The organism is Bartonella sp. DGB1 (assembly GCF_041345015.1).
In the GTDB taxonomy this organism is placed as follows: domain Bacteria; phylum Pseudomonadota; class Alphaproteobacteria; order Rhizobiales; family Rhizobiaceae; genus DGB1.
Map to the genome: position 1 here is coordinate 832570 of NZ_CP166769.1, position 17675 is coordinate 850244.

20 protein-coding genes are annotated in these 17675 nt (G+C 30.1%); 10 read left to right on the forward strand and 10 right to left on the reverse strand.

Annotation, left to right across the window (positions count from 1 at the left end):
- The 3 genes from AB6T46_RS04185 (at window position 1) to AB6T46_RS04195 (ending at window position 1901) form a co-directional block, all read left to right on the forward strand.
- Complete coding sequence (locus tag AB6T46_RS04185; RefSeq protein ID WP_370930903.1) at window positions 1-234, forward strand: BolA/IbaG family iron-sulfur metabolism protein; 234 nt, start codon at window positions 1-3, stop codon at window positions 232-234.
- A gap of 13 nt (window positions 235-247) precedes the next feature.
- Window positions 248-568: a Grx4 family monothiol glutaredoxin gene (gene grxD, locus AB6T46_RS04190; RefSeq protein WP_370930904.1), complete on the forward strand. Its 321-nt coding sequence runs from the start codon at window positions 248-250 to the stop codon at window positions 566-568.
- 79 nt (window positions 569-647) lie between these two features.
- Window positions 648-1901, forward strand: a complete 1254-nt coding sequence (locus AB6T46_RS04195; protein ID WP_370930905.1) for a multidrug effflux MFS transporter — start codon at window positions 648-650, stop codon at window positions 1899-1901.
- A gap of 775 nt (window positions 1902-2676) precedes the next feature.
- On the opposite strand, the gene ttcA is transcribed toward AB6T46_RS04195, so the two are convergent.
- The 4 genes from ttcA to AB6T46_RS04215 form a co-directional block, all read right to left on the reverse strand.
- Window positions 2677-3516 (reverse strand): tRNA 2-thiocytidine(32) synthetase TtcA, encoded by an 840-nt coding sequence (gene ttcA, locus AB6T46_RS04200; protein ID WP_370930906.1) that lies wholly within the window; start codon window positions 3514-3516, stop codon window positions 2677-2679.
- A gap of 104 nt (window positions 3517-3620) precedes the next feature.
- Window positions 3621-4238: a 30S ribosomal protein S4 gene (rpsD, locus tag AB6T46_RS04205; RefSeq protein ID WP_370930907.1), complete on the reverse strand. Its 618-nt coding sequence runs from the start codon at window positions 4236-4238 to the stop codon at window positions 3621-3623.
- 169 nt (window positions 4239-4407) lie between these two features.
- Complete coding sequence (gene murI / locus AB6T46_RS04210; protein ID WP_370930908.1) at window positions 4408-5199, reverse strand: glutamate racemase; 792 nt, start codon at window positions 5197-5199, stop codon at window positions 4408-4410.
- 20 nt (window positions 5200-5219) lie between these two features.
- Window positions 5220-5999 (reverse strand): RNA methyltransferase, encoded by a 780-nt coding sequence (locus AB6T46_RS04215; RefSeq protein WP_370930909.1) that lies wholly within the window; start codon window positions 5997-5999, stop codon window positions 5220-5222.
- Between the two features lie 156 nt (window positions 6000-6155).
- On the opposite strand from AB6T46_RS04215, the gene map reads away from it, so the two are divergent.
- Window positions 6156-6974, forward strand: a complete 819-nt coding sequence (map, locus tag AB6T46_RS04220) for a type I methionyl aminopeptidase (protein ID WP_370930910.1) — start codon at window positions 6156-6158, stop codon at window positions 6972-6974.
- 8 nt (window positions 6975-6982) lie between these two features.
- Entirely contained in the window at window positions 6983-7690 is a 708-nt protein-coding gene (gene radC / locus AB6T46_RS04225) for a DNA repair protein RadC (protein ID WP_370930911.1), read from the forward strand.
- 369 nt (window positions 7691-8059) lie between these two features.
- Here radC and AB6T46_RS04230 read toward each other — a convergent pair whose 3' ends face one another.
- From AB6T46_RS04230 to gatC, 5 genes are all read right to left on the reverse strand, one after another.
- A complete protein-coding gene (locus AB6T46_RS04230; protein ID WP_370930912.1) occupies window positions 8060-8269 on the reverse strand; it encodes a DUF3126 family protein in 210 nt (69 codons plus the stop codon).
- Window positions 8259-9050: an alpha/beta fold hydrolase gene (locus tag AB6T46_RS04235; protein WP_370930913.1), complete on the reverse strand. Its 792-nt coding sequence runs from the start codon at window positions 9048-9050 to the stop codon at window positions 8259-8261. The genes AB6T46_RS04230 and AB6T46_RS04235 overlap by 11 nt, the downstream gene beginning before the upstream one ends.
- Window positions 9051-9086: 36 nt before the next feature.
- Window positions 9087-9389 carry a hypothetical protein gene (locus tag AB6T46_RS04240; RefSeq protein ID WP_370930914.1) on the reverse strand — a complete coding sequence of 101 codons (303 nt, stop codon included), beginning with the start codon at window positions 9387-9389 and terminating at the stop codon, window positions 9087-9089.
- An 83-nt stretch (window positions 9390-9472) separates the two neighbouring features.
- Entirely contained in the window at window positions 9473-10951 is a 1479-nt protein-coding gene (gene gatA, locus AB6T46_RS04245; protein ID WP_370930915.1) for an Asp-tRNA(Asn)/Glu-tRNA(Gln) amidotransferase subunit GatA, read from the reverse strand.
- 32 nt (window positions 10952-10983) lie between these two features.
- The gene (gene gatC / locus AB6T46_RS04250) at window positions 10984-11271 is read right to left on the reverse strand and encodes an Asp-tRNA(Asn)/Glu-tRNA(Gln) amidotransferase subunit GatC (protein ID WP_370930916.1); all 288 of its coding nucleotides are present in this window, start codon (window positions 11269-11271) and stop codon (window positions 10984-10986) included.
- Window positions 11272-11387: 116 nt separating this feature from the next.
- Between gatC and ruvX the strand changes: the two genes are divergently transcribed.
- Window positions 11388-11873 (forward strand): Holliday junction resolvase RuvX, encoded by a 486-nt coding sequence (gene ruvX / locus AB6T46_RS04255; RefSeq protein ID WP_370930917.1) that lies wholly within the window; start codon window positions 11388-11390, stop codon window positions 11871-11873.
- Here the strand turns inward: ruvX and AB6T46_RS04260 are convergent.
- Window positions 11851-13485 (reverse strand): hypothetical protein, encoded by a 1635-nt coding sequence (locus AB6T46_RS04260; protein ID WP_370930918.1) that lies wholly within the window; start codon window positions 13483-13485, stop codon window positions 11851-11853. The genes ruvX and AB6T46_RS04260 overlap by 23 nt on opposite strands.
- A gap of 159 nt (window positions 13486-13644) precedes the next feature.
- On the opposite strand from AB6T46_RS04260, the gene AB6T46_RS04265 reads away from it, so the two are divergent.
- Genes AB6T46_RS04265 through dprA form a run of 4 tightly spaced genes read left to right on the forward strand, consistent with a single transcriptional unit; the run spans window position 13645 to window position 17674 of the window.
- Window positions 13645-14601 (forward strand): aspartate carbamoyltransferase catalytic subunit, encoded by a 957-nt coding sequence (locus tag AB6T46_RS04265; RefSeq protein ID WP_370930919.1) that lies wholly within the window; start codon window positions 13645-13647, stop codon window positions 14599-14601.
- Between the two features lies 1 nt (window position 14602).
- The gene (locus AB6T46_RS04270; protein WP_370930920.1) at window positions 14603-15895 is read left to right on the forward strand and encodes a dihydroorotase family protein; all 1293 of its coding nucleotides are present in this window, start codon (window positions 14603-14605) and stop codon (window positions 15893-15895) included.
- The gene (plsY, locus tag AB6T46_RS04275) at window positions 15888-16493 is read left to right on the forward strand and encodes a glycerol-3-phosphate 1-O-acyltransferase PlsY (RefSeq protein ID WP_370930921.1); all 606 of its coding nucleotides are present in this window, start codon (window positions 15888-15890) and stop codon (window positions 16491-16493) included. Before AB6T46_RS04270 ends, plsY begins: the two co-directional genes overlap by 8 nt.
- The gene (gene dprA / locus AB6T46_RS04280) at window positions 16490-17674 is read left to right on the forward strand and encodes a DNA-processing protein DprA (protein WP_370930922.1); all 1185 of its coding nucleotides are present in this window, start codon (window positions 16490-16492) and stop codon (window positions 17672-17674) included. Before plsY ends, dprA begins: the two co-directional genes overlap by 4 nt.
- Window position 17675 lies beyond the last annotated feature (1 nt).

Consider the following 17675-nt stretch of genomic DNA (forward strand, 5'->3'; position numbering starts at 1 on the left):
ATGGCAATGGAAGCACATATAATTGAAAAGCTTATTAGAGAAGCCATCCCCGATAGTAAAGTAATAATAAAAGATCTCGCCGGTGATGGAGAACATTATGTTGCAGAAGTTATCTCAGAAACATTCAGAGGTAAGACTCGCTTACAGCAACATAAAATGGTATATAATGCTTTACAAAATAAAGTTGGCACAGAGTTGCATGCTCTTGCTGTACAAACCAAAATACCTGAATAAGTGGATAAAAATAATGAATGAAATAAACAAATTTATTGATGAAATAATTAAAAATAATAAAGTAGTTCTTTTTATGAAAGGAACTGCTGATTTTCCGCAATGTGGTTTTTCAGGAAGAGTCGCACAAATATTAGATTATCTTAATGTAACATATAAAGATGTTAATGTATTGGAAAATATGGAATTACGTGAAGGTATAAAAATATATTCAGATTGGCCTACTATCCCCCAATTATATATTAATGGAGAATTTATTGGAGGGGCAGATATAGTGACAGAAATGTTTCAAAATAAAGAATTACAAGAAGTTTTAGGTATTACAGATAACTCATAATATTTGCTTTAAATATTTACTTTTAAATTAACTTATAGTAATAAATTAAAGATTTATTACTATAAATTTAAGGATGATTATGTCTAACATCACAGCTAAGCAACAACAGCATATAGACAATGTCAAATCAAAAATAGGTACAGTTGAATTTATATTTTTAATGTCATTATTAATGGCTAGTAATGCTTTAGCTATCGATATTATGTTACCAGCTTTTTCATCTATTAGTAACTATTTTTCGCTACAAAATGCTAATCATATCCAATATATTATTTTCAGTTATTTATTAGGATATGCTTTTTTTCAATTACTTTTTGGATCATTAAGTGATAGATATGGTCGCAAAAATCTTATCATACTAGGTATGATAATTTATGTATTTACTGCGTTAGCTTGTGCTTTAGTATTTAATTTTTGGGTATTACTCGTACTACGTTTTATTCAAGGCATAGGAGCTGCAACTACCAAAGTCTTAACTGTTGCTATTGTACGTGATATATATTCCGGTAAAGAAATGGCACGTATAATGTCATTTGCCGCTATTGTTTTTATGATTGTTCCTATATTAGCGCCTGCTTTTGGGTTTACTTTATTATCTATATCTAATCAAGCTTGGCAAACAATTTTTTTGTTTATGGCTTTTGGTGGACTATTACTAATTATTTGGACCTATATCAGATTACCTGAAACTTTATTTGAAAAACGAGCCTTAACATTTAATAATACTAGAGATGCTTTTAAAATAGTATTTTCTAATAGAATTTGTGTAAATTATACACTAGCTATCTCTTTTATAATGGGCGGATTATTCGGATCATTACTAAGTTGTGAGCAAATTTTTAACCGTATTTATCATTTGGAATCTTTATTTCCTATAGCCTTTGCTTCTATAGCAATATTTTTAGCACTTGCCTCTTTTAATAATACACAATTATTAAAAAAATTTAATATTAAGAATATTGCTAACTTTCAATTATTATCTATGATGTGTTTCTCAGCTAGTTGGCTTACAACTGCTTTAATAATGGATGAAATCCCTTTTATTATATTTATGTTTTTTTATGTTGGAGTTATGTATTCCTTTGGAGGGTTAGCTGCTAACTTAAATTCTATAGCTCTAGAGCCTTTAGGCAAAGTTGCTGGAACAGCATCTTCTATTACTAATTTTTCTCAAACTATCATAGGTGCATTGTTAGGAATTATAATAGGACAATCATTTAATAATACCACTATCCCATTAGCAAGTGGCTTTTTAATTTGTAATAGCTTCGCGTTACTATCAATACTTATAGTAGAAAAAGGTAAATTATTTAGTAAAAGAATTTCTGACTAATATTAAATCTCTGTATAATTATAAAATTAATATTGTTAAGATTTCTACAAATTATAATAAAATATCCTCGTTAATAAAAAAAATATACCCTCAGTAAATAATAATAATCTTATAATATAGCATGATATTATAAGATTATTATTAACTATCTTTCATAGGTAAATATTACCAAATATCATAAAAACATGATAAAATCACAATAGAAAATATTTTAAAATAAATAAAATTAGCTCAATTAAAAACATTATAAGTAAAGAATATATTATTTTTACATCATTATAACTAATAAAATAATGCTAAATTCTAATATCACTATTAATTAAGAAGCTAAGCTCATAACATAAAAAGAAATTATATATCTAATTGCTATCCATATTGATTGCTTATAATTATAATTACATTAATCTTATAAAAAAACTAGGTTATTATCACTAATATCTATAATTAAATTATATTATCTATAAATTGCGTTATGAAAATATTTAAATAATCTACAAAGCTAAGCCTAAATTAAACAAGCACAAACAAAGTTAATATTTTACTATCTATACAAAAATATTTCTATAATTGGATAATTCTATATATAGCTTAATTAATTATAACTATTCTTTTGTCGCGATAGTAACTAAGATAGTGTGATGCAAGGTAAATATTCTCTAAAGCCTATACACCTTATTTTAAGATCAATATATTAAAATAAGGCTAAAAACTTACCTAAAATATTTTATTACATTATCTATGCTACTTATTACATTATATATGCCAATAAATAAGTCTAACTTTTATGAATATCTAGAGAAAAATCAAATAATTTATTATCTAATAAATGACTGGCGCGTACATTAGCTAATGCTCTTATCATTACATCTTTACGCCCTGGCATTTTATTTTCAATATCATTTAACATTTGTTTCATGATATTTCTTTGTAAACCATCTTGACTACCACATAAATTACAAGGAATTATAGGAAATTGCATAATCTTAGCAAATTTAGCTAAATCAGATTCAGATGCATATATTAATGGTCGCATCACTAATAAATCACCTTCATCATTCTTTAACTTGGCTGGCATTGCAGCTAATCTACCACCATGGAATAGATTCATAAAGAAAGTTTCTAATACATCATCTCTATGATGCCCTAAAATAACCGCTTGGCAGTTTTCTTCCCGAGCAATATTATATAATATCCCCCGTCTTAATCTAGAACATAGAGAACAATAAGTTTTATTTGCAGCAATTTTATCAGTTACAATAGAATAAGTATCTTGATGTTCTATACGATATTTTAAATTATATTTTTCTAAAAAATTAGGCAATATTTCTTTAGGAAATCCTGGCTGCCCTTGATCTAAATTGCAAAAAATTAATTCTACTGGTAATAACCCACGCCATTGTAAATCTAATAATAAGGCTAATAACCCATATGAATCTTTTCCTCCAGATAAAGCTACCAACCAACGATCACCTGATCTTACCATATTAAAATCAGTAAAAGCCTGTCTTATTTGTCGCAACAAACGTTTACGCAACTTATTAAATTCTACACTATTTTTAACCGGCTTAAATAATACATGAGTTTCTGTGTGATCATCATCAGATAATATCGCCATATTAATTTCCTCACACAATAAACTGTTATCTCTTTACTAATATATACTTAAATATTACAAAAAAGGAGGCTATTAAGCCTCCTAATAAATTAACATTATTACAATTAACGAGAGTAAAACTCAATAACTAGATGCGGTTCCATATGTACAGCATAAGGAACATCAGATAATACTGGTACACGCAAATATTTAGCAGTCATTTTTCCATGATCCACTTCAATATAATCTGGTACATCACGCTCAGCTAATTGAGTTGCTTCCAATACCAAAGCCATTTGCTTAGATTTTTCTTTTACTTCAATTATATCACCAACTTTACAACGATATGATTGAATATTAACACGAACTCCATTAACTTTAACATGTCCGTGATTTACAAATTGTCTAGCAGCAAAAATAGTAGGTACAAATTTAGCTCTATATACAATAGCATCTAATCTTGATTCTAATAAGCCGATCATATTTTCACCGGTATCACCACGTCTACGTGCTGCTTCATCATAGATCTTACGAAATTGCTTTTCAGATATATCGCCGTAATAACCTTTTAACTTTTGTTTAGCTCTTAACTGTAGACCATAATCTGATAATTTGCCTTTACGTCTTTGACCATGTTGACCTGGTCCATATTCACGACGGTTAACAGGAGACTTTGGACGCCCCCAGATATTTTCACCCATACGGCGATCAATTTTATATTTAGACGATTCTCTTTTACTCATCGCATTTCCCTTTATATTAATAATTATGAGAAACGCACCCTCCTCTGTACTAATTAGCACTGACAGGATATTCCTCTGCTCGCCAGCAGTATCCACGGGACGCGTTTAAATTATCAGATATTGATAACTTTTTGAGTTTTAAACTTTTTCCAATAAAAAGTCAATAAGTTTAAATATCTTGATATTCTAAACCGAAGGCTTGGAATAATCTTTTACTTAAAAAAGAGACATTTTTAGAGGTTAAAGAAAAAATATCTTTAGATTCTCGTATATGATTATGATTATTTTTAAACAAACGCTTTAATTTTTGGGCAATTGCTGTTGATGGATCGATCCAATCAACTGGCCAAGCTGCACATTCTCTAAAGAAATTTAATAGAAAAGGATAATGCGTACAAGCTAAAACTACAATATCAGTTTTACGATTATCTATTACCGTAAAAACTGGTGATAATTCTTGTTTCAAAATATCTTTATCTATTTCTATACCTTTTAAATAAGATTCCGCTAATGCCGCTAATTTAGCACTCCCAACTAAATTTACGTGAATATTTTGCGCAAAATCTTTTATCAATTGCTGAGTACTACTTCTATTAATAGTAATTGGAGTAGCTAATACAGATATATTTAATGATTTGGTGCGTTCAGCTGCAACTTTAATAGCTGGTATAGTACCAATGAATACTTTCTCTGGATAAGTTTCTCTTAATTCATTTAAAGCTACCATTGAAGCAGTATTACAAGCAATAACAATATATTTACAATCAAATTTACTAAATAATTGAGCAAATAATTCTAATAAATGTTGTTTTAGATCATCTTGCTGCCAATTACCATAAGGAAAAGCTTTATCATCAGCTATATAAATAAAGCTATTATAAGGTAATAATATTCTAGATTCACGGAATAGGCTTAACCCCCCTATTCCACTATCAAAAAATAAGATTGAATTTTGTGTCATGTCTCTTCCTTTTTTGTTTTCTATATTAAACTATCCTTTTTTAAGCTAACTTTACTATGAACAGGCTCATATTTTTCTAAGGAAGATATAACACCGCGCAACAGACATATTTCCTCCACTGAAAATCCTGCTCTGGTCAGTATATCACGTATATTATGCGACATAATTTCTTTTTTTTCTAATGGTCTAAAATACCCCCTAAGTTGTAACGCATTCTCTAATTGTCTTAATAATCCATATAGATCTTCTTTTTTAGCAGGAATTTTTGGCGCAGAATTAAAATTAGTTTCCTCCTGATTCTGTAAGCCAGATTTCTGCCACTCATAAGCTAATAGTAAAACTGCTTGAGCTATATTTAAAGAAGAAAATATAGAATTAACAGGAAAAGTAACAATATCATCTGCTAGACTAACTTCTTCATTAGTTAATCCTGATTTTTCTCGACCAAATAAGATACCGACAGTTTGTTTTCCCTTAATTTTTTCTCTTAATTCTTGACTTACTGTTACGGGGGATTTAACCGGCTTATGGTTTGCTCTTTGTCTCGCAGTTGACGCATAAAGATAATTAAGATCACTAACAGCTGATGTTAAACTATCATATACCATAGCATTATCCAAAATATGATCTGCTTTGCTAGCAGTAGAATAAGATTTCTCAGAAGGAAAATCCGCTATAGGTTTTACTAAACGTAGATGCTGCAAACCAAAATTAGCCATTGCTCGTGCTACCATACCAATATTTTCAGGTAATTGTGGTTCAACTAAAATAATAACCGGAGTGGTAAATATGTTTAACATAATATTCTTATTCCAATAATGATAAAAATTTATAAATTATTTAATATATAGAGAGATTTATATATATTTTACAGTTGTTTATAGACAATTAAAATACTATACAAGGTAAAAAATATGTTATAAATATAAATCAAATAGCTACAATTAGGTAATAATATGGTTGAATACATAAATGCTTCTGATTACCCAATAAAATATACTGGTCAAATACGCCTTTATACTAATGAAGATTTCAATAAAATGCGAGAAGTAGGTAAAATAGCCGCCACATGTTTAGATGAAATATATAATTTAATCAAAGCGGGTATAACTACGCAAGATATTGATGATTTTGTAATGCAATTTGCAAAACAACATGATGTTATTCCAGCACCTCTTAATTATCGAGGATTTCCTAAATCTGTTTGTACATCAATAAACCACGTAGTATGCCATGGAATACCAAATGATAGAATGTTAAAAGAAGGTGATATAATTAATGTAGATGTCACTTTTATCAAAGATGGCTGGTATGGGGACTCTAGTCGCATGTACGCAGTAGGTCAAATAAAAAGAAATGCTGAAAGACTACTAGAAATAACGCACGAATGTTTAATGCGAGCTATTGAAATAATTAAACCCGATGTACCAATAAATGAAATTGGTAAAGTAATAGAAGATTATGCTACATCACAACATTGTTCTGTTGTAAGAGACTTCTGTGGACATGGAATAGGTAAATTATTCCATGATGCACCTAATATATTACATTATAAAAATAACGAAAGTGATGTAATATTAAGAGAAGGAATGATATTCACTATTGAGCCAATGATAAATTTAGGCAAATATGGTGTAAAAGTTCTACAAGATGGATGGACAGCAGTTACTAGAGATAGATCTTTAAGTGCTCAATATGAACATACCATTGGTGTTACTAAAGATGGATATGAAATATTTACTTTATCACCTAAAAATATTTTTTACACAGTGTGATCTTAATAATGAAGACAAAAATACTCAACCGTGACTACCGTCATGGACATAGATTACGTCTTAAACAAAAATTTATTAATGCCCCTGATGCTTTGCCTGACTACGAACTATTAGAATTACTCTTATTTAGTGCAATACCTAGAAAAGATACTAAACAAATCGCTAAAATTTTATTAAAAAAATTCAAAAGCCTAGAACAAATTTTAGCGGCAACTGAAGAAGAAATATTAGAAATACCAGGTTGCGGTAAAGCTGTTCTAACACAATTTAAAATTGTAAAAGAATTTATTATACGTTGTAATTATCAAAATTTAGTCGGTAGAGACATCTTAAAATCCTGGGATGATGCAGAATTATATTTTAAAGCCCTTCTCTCAACTGAAAAAGTAGAAAAATTTTATGTAACTTTATTAAATAATAAAAGACAAATTATACTTAACAAATTACTGCAAACAGGTAGCATCGACCAAGTGCCCGTCATTCCACAAGATGTATTATCTATCGCCTTAATACATAAAGCAACAGGTATAATAATTGCACATAATCATCCCTCTGGAGATCCATCACCTTCAGAGGCAGATATCATAATTACTGAAAAAATAAAACATCTAGTTACAGCAGCAGATATTGAATTCTATGATCACATAATCATAGGTAGGAATAAAATACATAGTATGTGTAATAATATCACTAAACCATATAAATACATATTCTGAAATAATATAAATATTCACCCTAATAGAATAGAAGGATGAATATTATATTTATAAATCTGTTTCTGAGATTGTCTTAGATAAATTATAGAATATATCTATCTTTTAAAGATAATAACTCATCGATATCCAATATTACTAAACCATATAAATATATATTCTGAATTAATATAAATATTCACCCTAATAGAATAGAAGGATGAATATGCTATTTATAAATCTGTTTCTAAGATTGTCTTAGATAAATTATAGAATATATCTATCTTTTAAAGATAGTAACTTATCGATATTCAATACCACTAAACCATATAAATATATATTCTGAATTAATATAAATATTCACCCTAATAGATATAAGGATGAATATTATATTTATAAATCTGTTTCTAAGATTGCCATAGATAAATTATAAGATATATCTCCATCCTCTTCTTTATCTTCATATATTACGCCTAAAAATTCCTCACCTATATAAAATTCACAAGAATCATCTTTCATAGGACGAGCTTTTACTTTTATCTGATCGTTATTAAAAGTTGTTTTTAAATAATTTTCTAATTTTTTTATAATATCAACTTTCACTATATTCTCCTAATATCGGGTTATTTTTTAAAAATTCTAAAGTTTCTTGTTTATAAATTTTATCCCCCACAGCAAGCATATGATCTCTTCTTGGAATTGAAATAGCTTTAGCATTTTTTATAATATCAGCTAGTTCAAATGGATCTCCTGCAATTTCATCTTTTTCACCAACGACAATTAAAGTAGCAGCCTGAATTTTTTCTAGTTCTGCTATAGTTAATTCTTCTTTTGATGTTTCAACACAAGCAGCGAGGGCTTTAAGATCACTTTTATTATGTTCAGCAAATTTTCTAAACATTCTTCCACGCAAATCAGTAACTTGACTTAAAGATTCAGCTAATAGAGCATGAGCAACTGTCTGCCAATCGCCCGTTCCTTTAGTTATACCGATGCCTAACCCCCCCATAATTAAAGTTTTTACTAATTCTGGTTTAATAACAGCAATAGTAGCACTTAAACGAGCCCCCATAGAATATCCCATTATATGAGCCTGAGAAATATTTAAATATTCTAATAAATTAATAGCATCTTGCGCCATAACCTTAGGGTAATAACACTTAGGATCATGTAACTTCTCAGAGCGACCGTGTCCGCGATTATCCATGAGAATAACTCGATATCCTGCATCGACTAGAAAATCCACCCATCCGGTAGCTACCCAATTAACATAAGCGGTGGAAGCAAAGCCATGGATAAGTAAAATGGGCTCACCTTTTCCTATTTCTTTCCAAGCAATATTTATACCATTATTATTAAAGAAATTAATATTTTCTATATCCATTTTAATCTCTACGATATTGACTCTTAACTTTTCTAATTATAAAGTTTTATTATCAATAAGAGAACCGTTTTTTAGTATTTTTTTTATTATAAACTCTTTATCCTGTTGAATAAAAGCAATACACACTTTATCACCATATTTAATATCATGTTGACTTGATTGCGTTAACATATTTTTATTAAATGAATATTTATCTCCTTTACCAAATGATTTGATAATACCGGATCCTTTTTTTTCATCAAATACTTTCACTTGGCCAAAAATATAAAATACTGCTTCTCTGTTTAACAAAGAGAGTGCTCTTTGTCCTACTTTTTGATCATACCAATATGCAAACAAATTTTACCCCTATTATATGTAAAATTTATAACATGGGGCAAAAATACTAAAAATCAATCAATCTTAAATTATGTTACGGATGATTACCACCAAACTTTAGGACTAAAACGCCCTACTTGCTGCTCAAGAGCATAGGCAAATTGCAATAAACCACCCTCATCAAAAGCTGGTGTTATTAATTGCATCCCTAACGGCAAACCACGATCAGAAAGACCTACCGGCACTGATATTCCTGGTAAGCCTACCATATTTAATGTAACGGTAAAAATATCATTAAGATACATTGCAATAGGATCTTTCTTACCTTGATCTTGCCCTAACTCAAAAGCTGTAACAGGAGTAGATGGCGTTAATATAGCATCAATATTATTATTAAAAGCAATTTCAAAATCCTTCTTTATTAAAGTCCGTACTTTTTGTGCTTTTAAATAATAATCATCATAATATCCTGAAGATAGAACATAAGTACCAATTAAAATTCGTCTTTTAACCTCATATCCAAAACCTTCCCCGCGAGTTTTTTCATACAAACTATTGATATCATTCGCTACTGCTCTTTTTCCATATCTTACTCCATCATAGCGAGACAGATTAGAAGAAGCCTCAGCTGGAGCAATGACATAATAACTTGATAAAGCATAACGAGAATGAGGTAATTTTATTTCTACTATTTCTGCACCAAGATCTTTATAACAATCGATAGTTTTTTGCCAATATTCAGCTATTTCTGGAGACAAACCTTCAAAATATTCAAAGGGCACCCCTATTTTTTTACCTTTAATAGATTTACCTAAAAAACTACTATAATCTTCTATTGGTACATTAACAGATGTAGAATCTTTAGGGTCATAAGATGCCATAGACTGTAATAATAAGGCTGCATCTCTAACATCTTTAGTTATGGGTCCAGCCTGATCTAAAGATGAAGCAAAAGCGATAGTTCCCCATCTAGAACATCTACCATAAGTAGGTTTTAAACCAACCGTTGCGGTAAAGGCCGCTGGTTGTCTGATAGAACCACCTGTATCCGTAGCGGTAGCCGCAGCACATAAACCAGCTGCAACTGCAGCCGCAGAGCCACCAGAAGAACCACCTGCTGTTAATAATGCATCACTATCCTCAGCTCGCCAAGGGTTTACAGAAGCGCCATAGCATGAAGTTTCATTAGATGACCCCATAGCAAATTCATCCATATTTAATTTACCTAAGCAAACAGCACCATCTTTCCATAAATTAGCGGTTACTGTAGATTCATAGTGAGGTAAAAATCCATCTAATATTTTAGAGCATGCTTGAGTATGCAATGATTCAGTAGCAAAGATATCCTTAATTCCTAAGGGGATTCCTTCTAGTAAACCTATATTACCATTTTTACGTCTTTCATCACTCTCTTTAGCCATCTTTTGTGCTTTTTCTGCACTAATAGCAACATAAGCATTTAATTTTTCATTAGCTTTATTTATTGCATCTAAGTAAGCATTAGTCAGTTCTACAGAAGAGAATTCTTTTTGTTGTAGACCTTTTAAGGCTTCAGCCACTGTATAATTAATAAGATTTGACATTATATGATCCAATTTACATATTTTAACTGTTATTATTCAACTACTTTAGGAACCAAAAAAAATCCCTCTTCAGTTAAAGGTGCATTAGCTAGAATATCTTTAACTTTATCACCATCATTCACAATATCAGGACGCATAGATAAATTTGTATGAACTATAGATGCTGTAGCTGTCACATTATTAGTATCAACTTCATTTAAACAATCTAAAAATGCTAATAAGCTAGTAAATTCCGCAGTTATTTTAGTTTTTTCTTCTTCTGTTAATGCTATGCGTGCTAATTTAGCAATATGTTCAATAGTTTCAATATCTATAGTCATTAGATACTCCTAATTAATGTTTTATAATTTTTTATCTTTAACATTTTTCTGTTAAATGTTCAAAAGATAGTTTAATATCCTACAATAAAAGACAATTTATGTAAACATCAGGTAAAATGCCCCTAATTAATATTGAAGATATTTTTACTTATCTTGCCAAAGACCAAACTATTGCAGCTTTAGATTTAGGTACAAAAACCATAGGTTTAGCCGTATCTGATTTAAGTCTTACTTTTGCTAATCCTAGAAGTTTACTGCAAAGAAAAAAATTTAGTCAAGATATTATTATTTTAAAACAATGGTTAACACAAGAAAATGTAGGAGCAGTCGCTATTGGACTGCCTTTAAATATGGATGGTACTTCTGGTGCACGTGTACAAGCCACAAAATCATTTGTTAGCAATTTTATAAAAATAATTGATATACCTATATTTTTTTGGGATGAACGATTATCAACTGTAGCAGCAGAAAGAACTTTATTAGAATATGATCTATCACGTAAAAAACGTAAACTGCATATTGATTCTGCAGCTGCAAGTTTTATTTTACAAGGCGTATTAGATCGTATTTCTAGATTATCTAATTTTTCTCAAAATCAATAATTACCTCTGACATAATTTCTTGAAAACTATAAAGCGAATTGGATAATCCATAACCAAAACGCCACGGACCTGCTAATCTAGTAGCGATAAAAATATCAGCTAACATATTCATATCTTTAATTCTTAATTCTGCCGCGGCTATGGATAATGCTAATTGTTCAATAAATAAAGGAGCTGTAGTTATATCATTCGTTGAGATACGAGCAGCGGCTTGTAGAACTTCTAATATGCCTTGCTTTGCTTGCCCAAAATTTTCATCAATCCAATTAAATATATAATCTAATTTATCCGGTGAAGCAGATATTTTATTCATAATAGAATCAGCTACGTGATTACTTCTATTATAATTTTCCTCAAAACGCATAACATTAGCTAATAAGCTATTAAAATATTCAGACTGCAACCAAGAATTAGCTTTAGCACAACGCAATAATTCTAATATAATCATTGGTGCGGCTCGACCAGCATAATAACGAACGACCGGTGTTAAAATAGAAACAAAAGCCGCTTCTTGGCGATTAACACTAGCTTGATCATATGCTCGCGCTAATCTTAATATTAGCACTGTTAATCCAGCAATTTCTACAGCAATATCAGCAATAATATTTTCTATTACCTCTGGTATTGTTTCATCTTTATATTGTTGCATTAATTCTAGTAGCGCTGAGCGCATTAATGCAACTAAAATTACTGATTGATCAAATTGTAAATGTCGATTAAATTCCTCCTCCTGAAAGATACCATCCCCCCCCTTACCTATTTGCCAGCCTAAACTACCAGAGAAATTTAAATATCCTCCCATAGTAACACCTGCATTTATCTTTTGTGGTGTACATATAATATCTATACCATTATTTTCACCTTCAGGTAAAAATCTAGGTACAAACAAATAACTAGCCTCTCCATCAACACTAGCTTGTATAAAAAAACCATCAGCTGTAATATTTTCCACCCATAATTTAACGTCTTGTAGCCGATAAATTTGTTGTGTGATTTTATTCCGATCCTCTTCAGCCGTAGCATTAACAAGCAATTTTCCATGCGGTAGTTTCACAAATGCTGGTAACTTTTGCAACTGATAAGATAAATCTAAATCAACTGTAGAAAAAATAGCACCATCTTTGTCAATCAAAGGTCGTAAAGTTGGATCATAAAATTTACTATTAATTAACGAAGGTAAAATTTGTCGAAAAAAAGGAGAATCAATAGCGATAGCAAATCCTGCGCTAGTAGCAGATAAATTATGCAAATGTGATGATTCTAATTGCCCTAATAAAAATAATTTTACACAACGCAATAAATGTCTATTATTATTTTCCTGTTCATTTAATGGACAATTATCTGCCCATAAAGAATTTGATAATGATTCAGCAACTGAATAACGCATCAAAGCATGATAAGCAGGATGATAATATACGTTATGCTGATAATTATCTTCTTGTAATGAAAAACGTAAATTAGCTTTATGTTCTGTTAATATCCTAACTAGATCTCTACCTTTACGAGAAGCAACATAAGCACCTAAGTTAGACAATTTAACTATAATATCATCTGCGAAATTATCCAGTTGCTTGTGTAAAATAGGATCTGATAAAAAATAATTTTTATTCATAAATTTGACCAATATATAATATTAAGTGAAGGAATCCACACTTCAATATATATAATAATAACTATTTTTTATATTAGAATCTAGCGATTTTTATCTCATACTTTAAATTAAAATAGATAGATACTTGAACTTAATAACTGAACGAGTTAAAATCACGCCATGAAAAATTTAAAATATATCCCTCACGATAATCACTTTCTAAGTATAAGTGATACAAAAATAGAAATATTACAAAAATTATTAACCAGAGCACAAGCTCTAGTAAAAACAAACCAACATTTGCAAAATAATTACGCAGAAAATAATAAATTTTTACAAATTAATATATTTTATGAAAATTCCACCCGTACTTTAACCTCATTTGAAATTGCTGGTAAAAGACTAGGTGGTCAGATAGTAAATATGGCTCTTGCTCAATCATCTATAAAGAAAGGGGAAGATCTATACGATACTATTATGACCATAAATGCAATGAATCCGGATATTATTGTAATGAGGCATCAAGATTCTGGCGCAGCTAAATTTATTTCCAAACATGTTTCTGCTAGTGTCATTAATGCAGGAGATGGCACTCATGAACATCCAACCCAAGCCTTATTAGACGCATTAACTATCATTGAAGCTAAAGGAAAAATTTCTGGTTTAAATATAGCTATTTGTGGCGATATTCTTCATTCACGCGTAGCAAGGTCAAATATCTTACTTCTCAGTCAGTTAGGTGCTCAAATAAGACTAATAGCCCCTTCACCATTATTACCTAATTGTTTTAAAGATGGAACTATTGCTTGCTATAATAATATAGAAGAAGGGATTAAAAATGCTGATATAATCATGATGTTGCGCATACAACATGAAAGAATGGAAAATGCGCTAATTCCATCTCTAAAAGAATATTCACATTATTTTGGTCTATCTGAACAAAAACTACAACTAGCTAAGGATGATGCTATGATTATGCATCCGGGTCCCATGAACCGAGGTATAGAAATTACTGATAATGTCGCTGATAGTAAAAGAAGCCTAATTAGAAAACAAGTAGAATTTGGTGTTGCCGTACGTATGGCAGTAATAGAATATTTACATCAAAATAACCTAGCTTTAAATAATGGTGATTAATATGTCAACTGATTACACCCTTATCTTACATAATGCTCATATTATAGATCCTAGTAAAAATATAAACGGAATTGGATCTATATATATAAAAGGTGCATTCATTGATAAAATAACTCAAGGTGAAACTAATATTGAACAAACTACAAAAACTAATGTTATTAACTTAAAAGGAAAATATATTATTCCTAGCTTAGTTGCTACTCATGTAAAAATTAATAAAATAGATAAACAAACTTTCAGCAATCTCGAAAATATGGCATTAAATGGTGGTATCAGTGATATTATTATCTCGCCCCAATTTTTACCAGAAGCTTATCAGGTTGAAACTATTGAGTTATTACAAGAAAGAGTAAAAACGGCTAAGGTTAATTTTCATTTTTTAGCACCTATAACCAATAAAAATACCTCTAAAAATTTAGCAGAAATAGGTTTATTAACTAAAGCTGGTGCTGTTGGCTTTGATACCGGAGACTTGCAACTTGATGATGCTTCTCTGATGCTGCAAGCTATGTCTTATATAAAAGACTTTAATCAATTAATCTGCATAACTCCACAAAATAGAAGTTTAACGACTTACGGATATCCAAATGATTGTTTAGCGACTACTTTATTAGGACTTACTCCAAATAATGAATTAGCAGAAATTATTGCCCTGGAACGTGATTTAAGGATCGCAGAAGCTACACAAACTAAATTACATGTTGCTCAAATTTCTACTAAAAAATCTGTAGAAATTATTCGTAATGCAAAAGAATATTTACCTGAACTAACTGCTGCTGTATCTATTGAACATCTATCATTCAATGAATTAGATTTAAGAGATTATAATAATAATTTAAAATTATCTATTCCATTACGTTCTGAAAATGATCGCCAAGCGTTAATAAGTGGATTAAAAAACAATATTATAAATATTATATCCTCGCACCATGTAAGCTATACAACCGCTGATAAAAGAACAACTTTTGCTAAATCACCGGTAGGTACTGCTAACTTAGATATATTGTTACCAGCAACATTAAGATTATATCATGATGGATATATTACTTTACCTAGATTAGTAGAATTAATTTCCACCAATCCCGCAAAAATATTCAATATCAAAGGCTCTTCTATAGATATAGGAGAAAGAGCGAATATGATAATTTTAGACACAGAAAAAATTTGGCGTTTTAGTCCAACCAACGCTATTGATTATGCTTATGTTGATGCTGCTTTTTTTGGCTATCATCACCCTATAATTTCTGGTAATTTCGTAAATGAACAATCTATTAGCGAGTTAAAAAATGACTGATAATATAGTATTTATTTATCCTAGCATAGCTATTATAGGCTATATATTAGGCTCCATTCCTTTTGGTTTATTACTTACTAAATTTTTTATTGGTACAGATGTCCGCGATATTGGTTCAGGTAATATTGGTGCTACCAATGTTTTACGAACTGGCAACAAATTTTTAGCTATGTTAACTTTACTATTAGATGCATTTAAAGGTTATTTATCAATAATTATAATTGAATATTATTTTAATTCTAATTTAGCTCTAATAGCTGGTTTTTTTACTTTCTTAGGACACTTATACCCTGTTTGGTTAAATTTTAAAGGCGGTAAAGGGGTTGCTACTTATTTTGGTATCTTATTTGCTATAGCCCCATTCATAGCTTTATTATTTACAATTATTTGGATAATTACCTTAGCTATAAGTTGCTACTCTTCACTATCTGCATTATTAGCAACTTTATTTGCACCTATACCATTTTTATTGCTTCAAACTAATATAATTTCTATAATGTTTATCGTAATGACCTTATTAATCTATCTTAGGCATAAAGATAATATAATCCGGCTAGCTAGAGGGGAAGAAAAGAAAAGCTTTCACAATAAGATATGAATCACAAAATATCTGAACAAAGTTATTACAACAATACTCAAGAAAAGCTATTTAACTACCTACGCCTAATAAGAAGTGATAACATAGGCAATGTTGCTTTTTACAAATTACTTAGTCGCTATACGTCAGCTGAAATAGCTATCGAAAATCTTGAAAATTCTACATTAAATAATAATCGTTACAAATTAATTGATAAAAAAATAATTGAAAGAGAAATTAATTTTGCTAATAAAAATAATATAACTTTTCTTACTTATGATGATCCTAGATATCCTATTTTATTAAAAAATAGTGATAATCCTCCTCCAGTAATATCTATAATTGGTAATATTGATATTTTTAATAAAAATTCTTTATCCGTAGTAGGATCTAGGAGTGCTTCTGCTGCCGGTCTCAAGTTAACCCAAGATTTTATCTGTGAATTAAACCAGAATGATATTATAATAGTTTCAGGGCTAGCAAGAGGCATAGACACAGCAGCACATAGAGCTAGCATAAAAACTGGAACTATAGCTGTATTAGCAGGCGGAGTAAATAATATTTACCCTATAGAAAATAAGGCTCTTTATCATTCTATTCTTGATCACGGTGGTGCTATTATCAGCGATGCTCCAGTTAATTATGTAGCCCGCGCATTAGATTTTCCAAAACGTAATCGCATCATAGCTGCTTGTAGTATGGGGCTTTTAGTAATAGAAGCAGCAGAAAAATCAGGCACATTAATCACTGCACGCTTAGCTAATGAATTAGGCAGATTAGTATTCGCCTTACCTGGTTCTCCTTTAGACCCACGTGCTACTGGTACGAATAATTTAATAAAAGCTGGCGCTATTATGGTTATGAAACCTCAAGATATTTTAGATAACTTATTACCATTATATAATAAACCAAATATCTCCATTACAAAAACACTAACTCAGAAAAAACAAGCATCTTTTAATTTTATGAACAATGATTCAACCATAGAAGTTAACAATAACTCTAAAAATATTTTTCTTCACAAAAAGAAAGATCTTAAACAAAAAGTTCTAGAATTACTCAGCGTAACACCAGTTAGTATAGATTTTCTCTCATATGCTACTAATAGTGAAATATCTGAACTTTCAATAGTTTTAACTGAGTTAGAAATCACAGGACAACTACAAAGATTATCAGGTAGTATGGTAGCCCTAAAAAAATAAA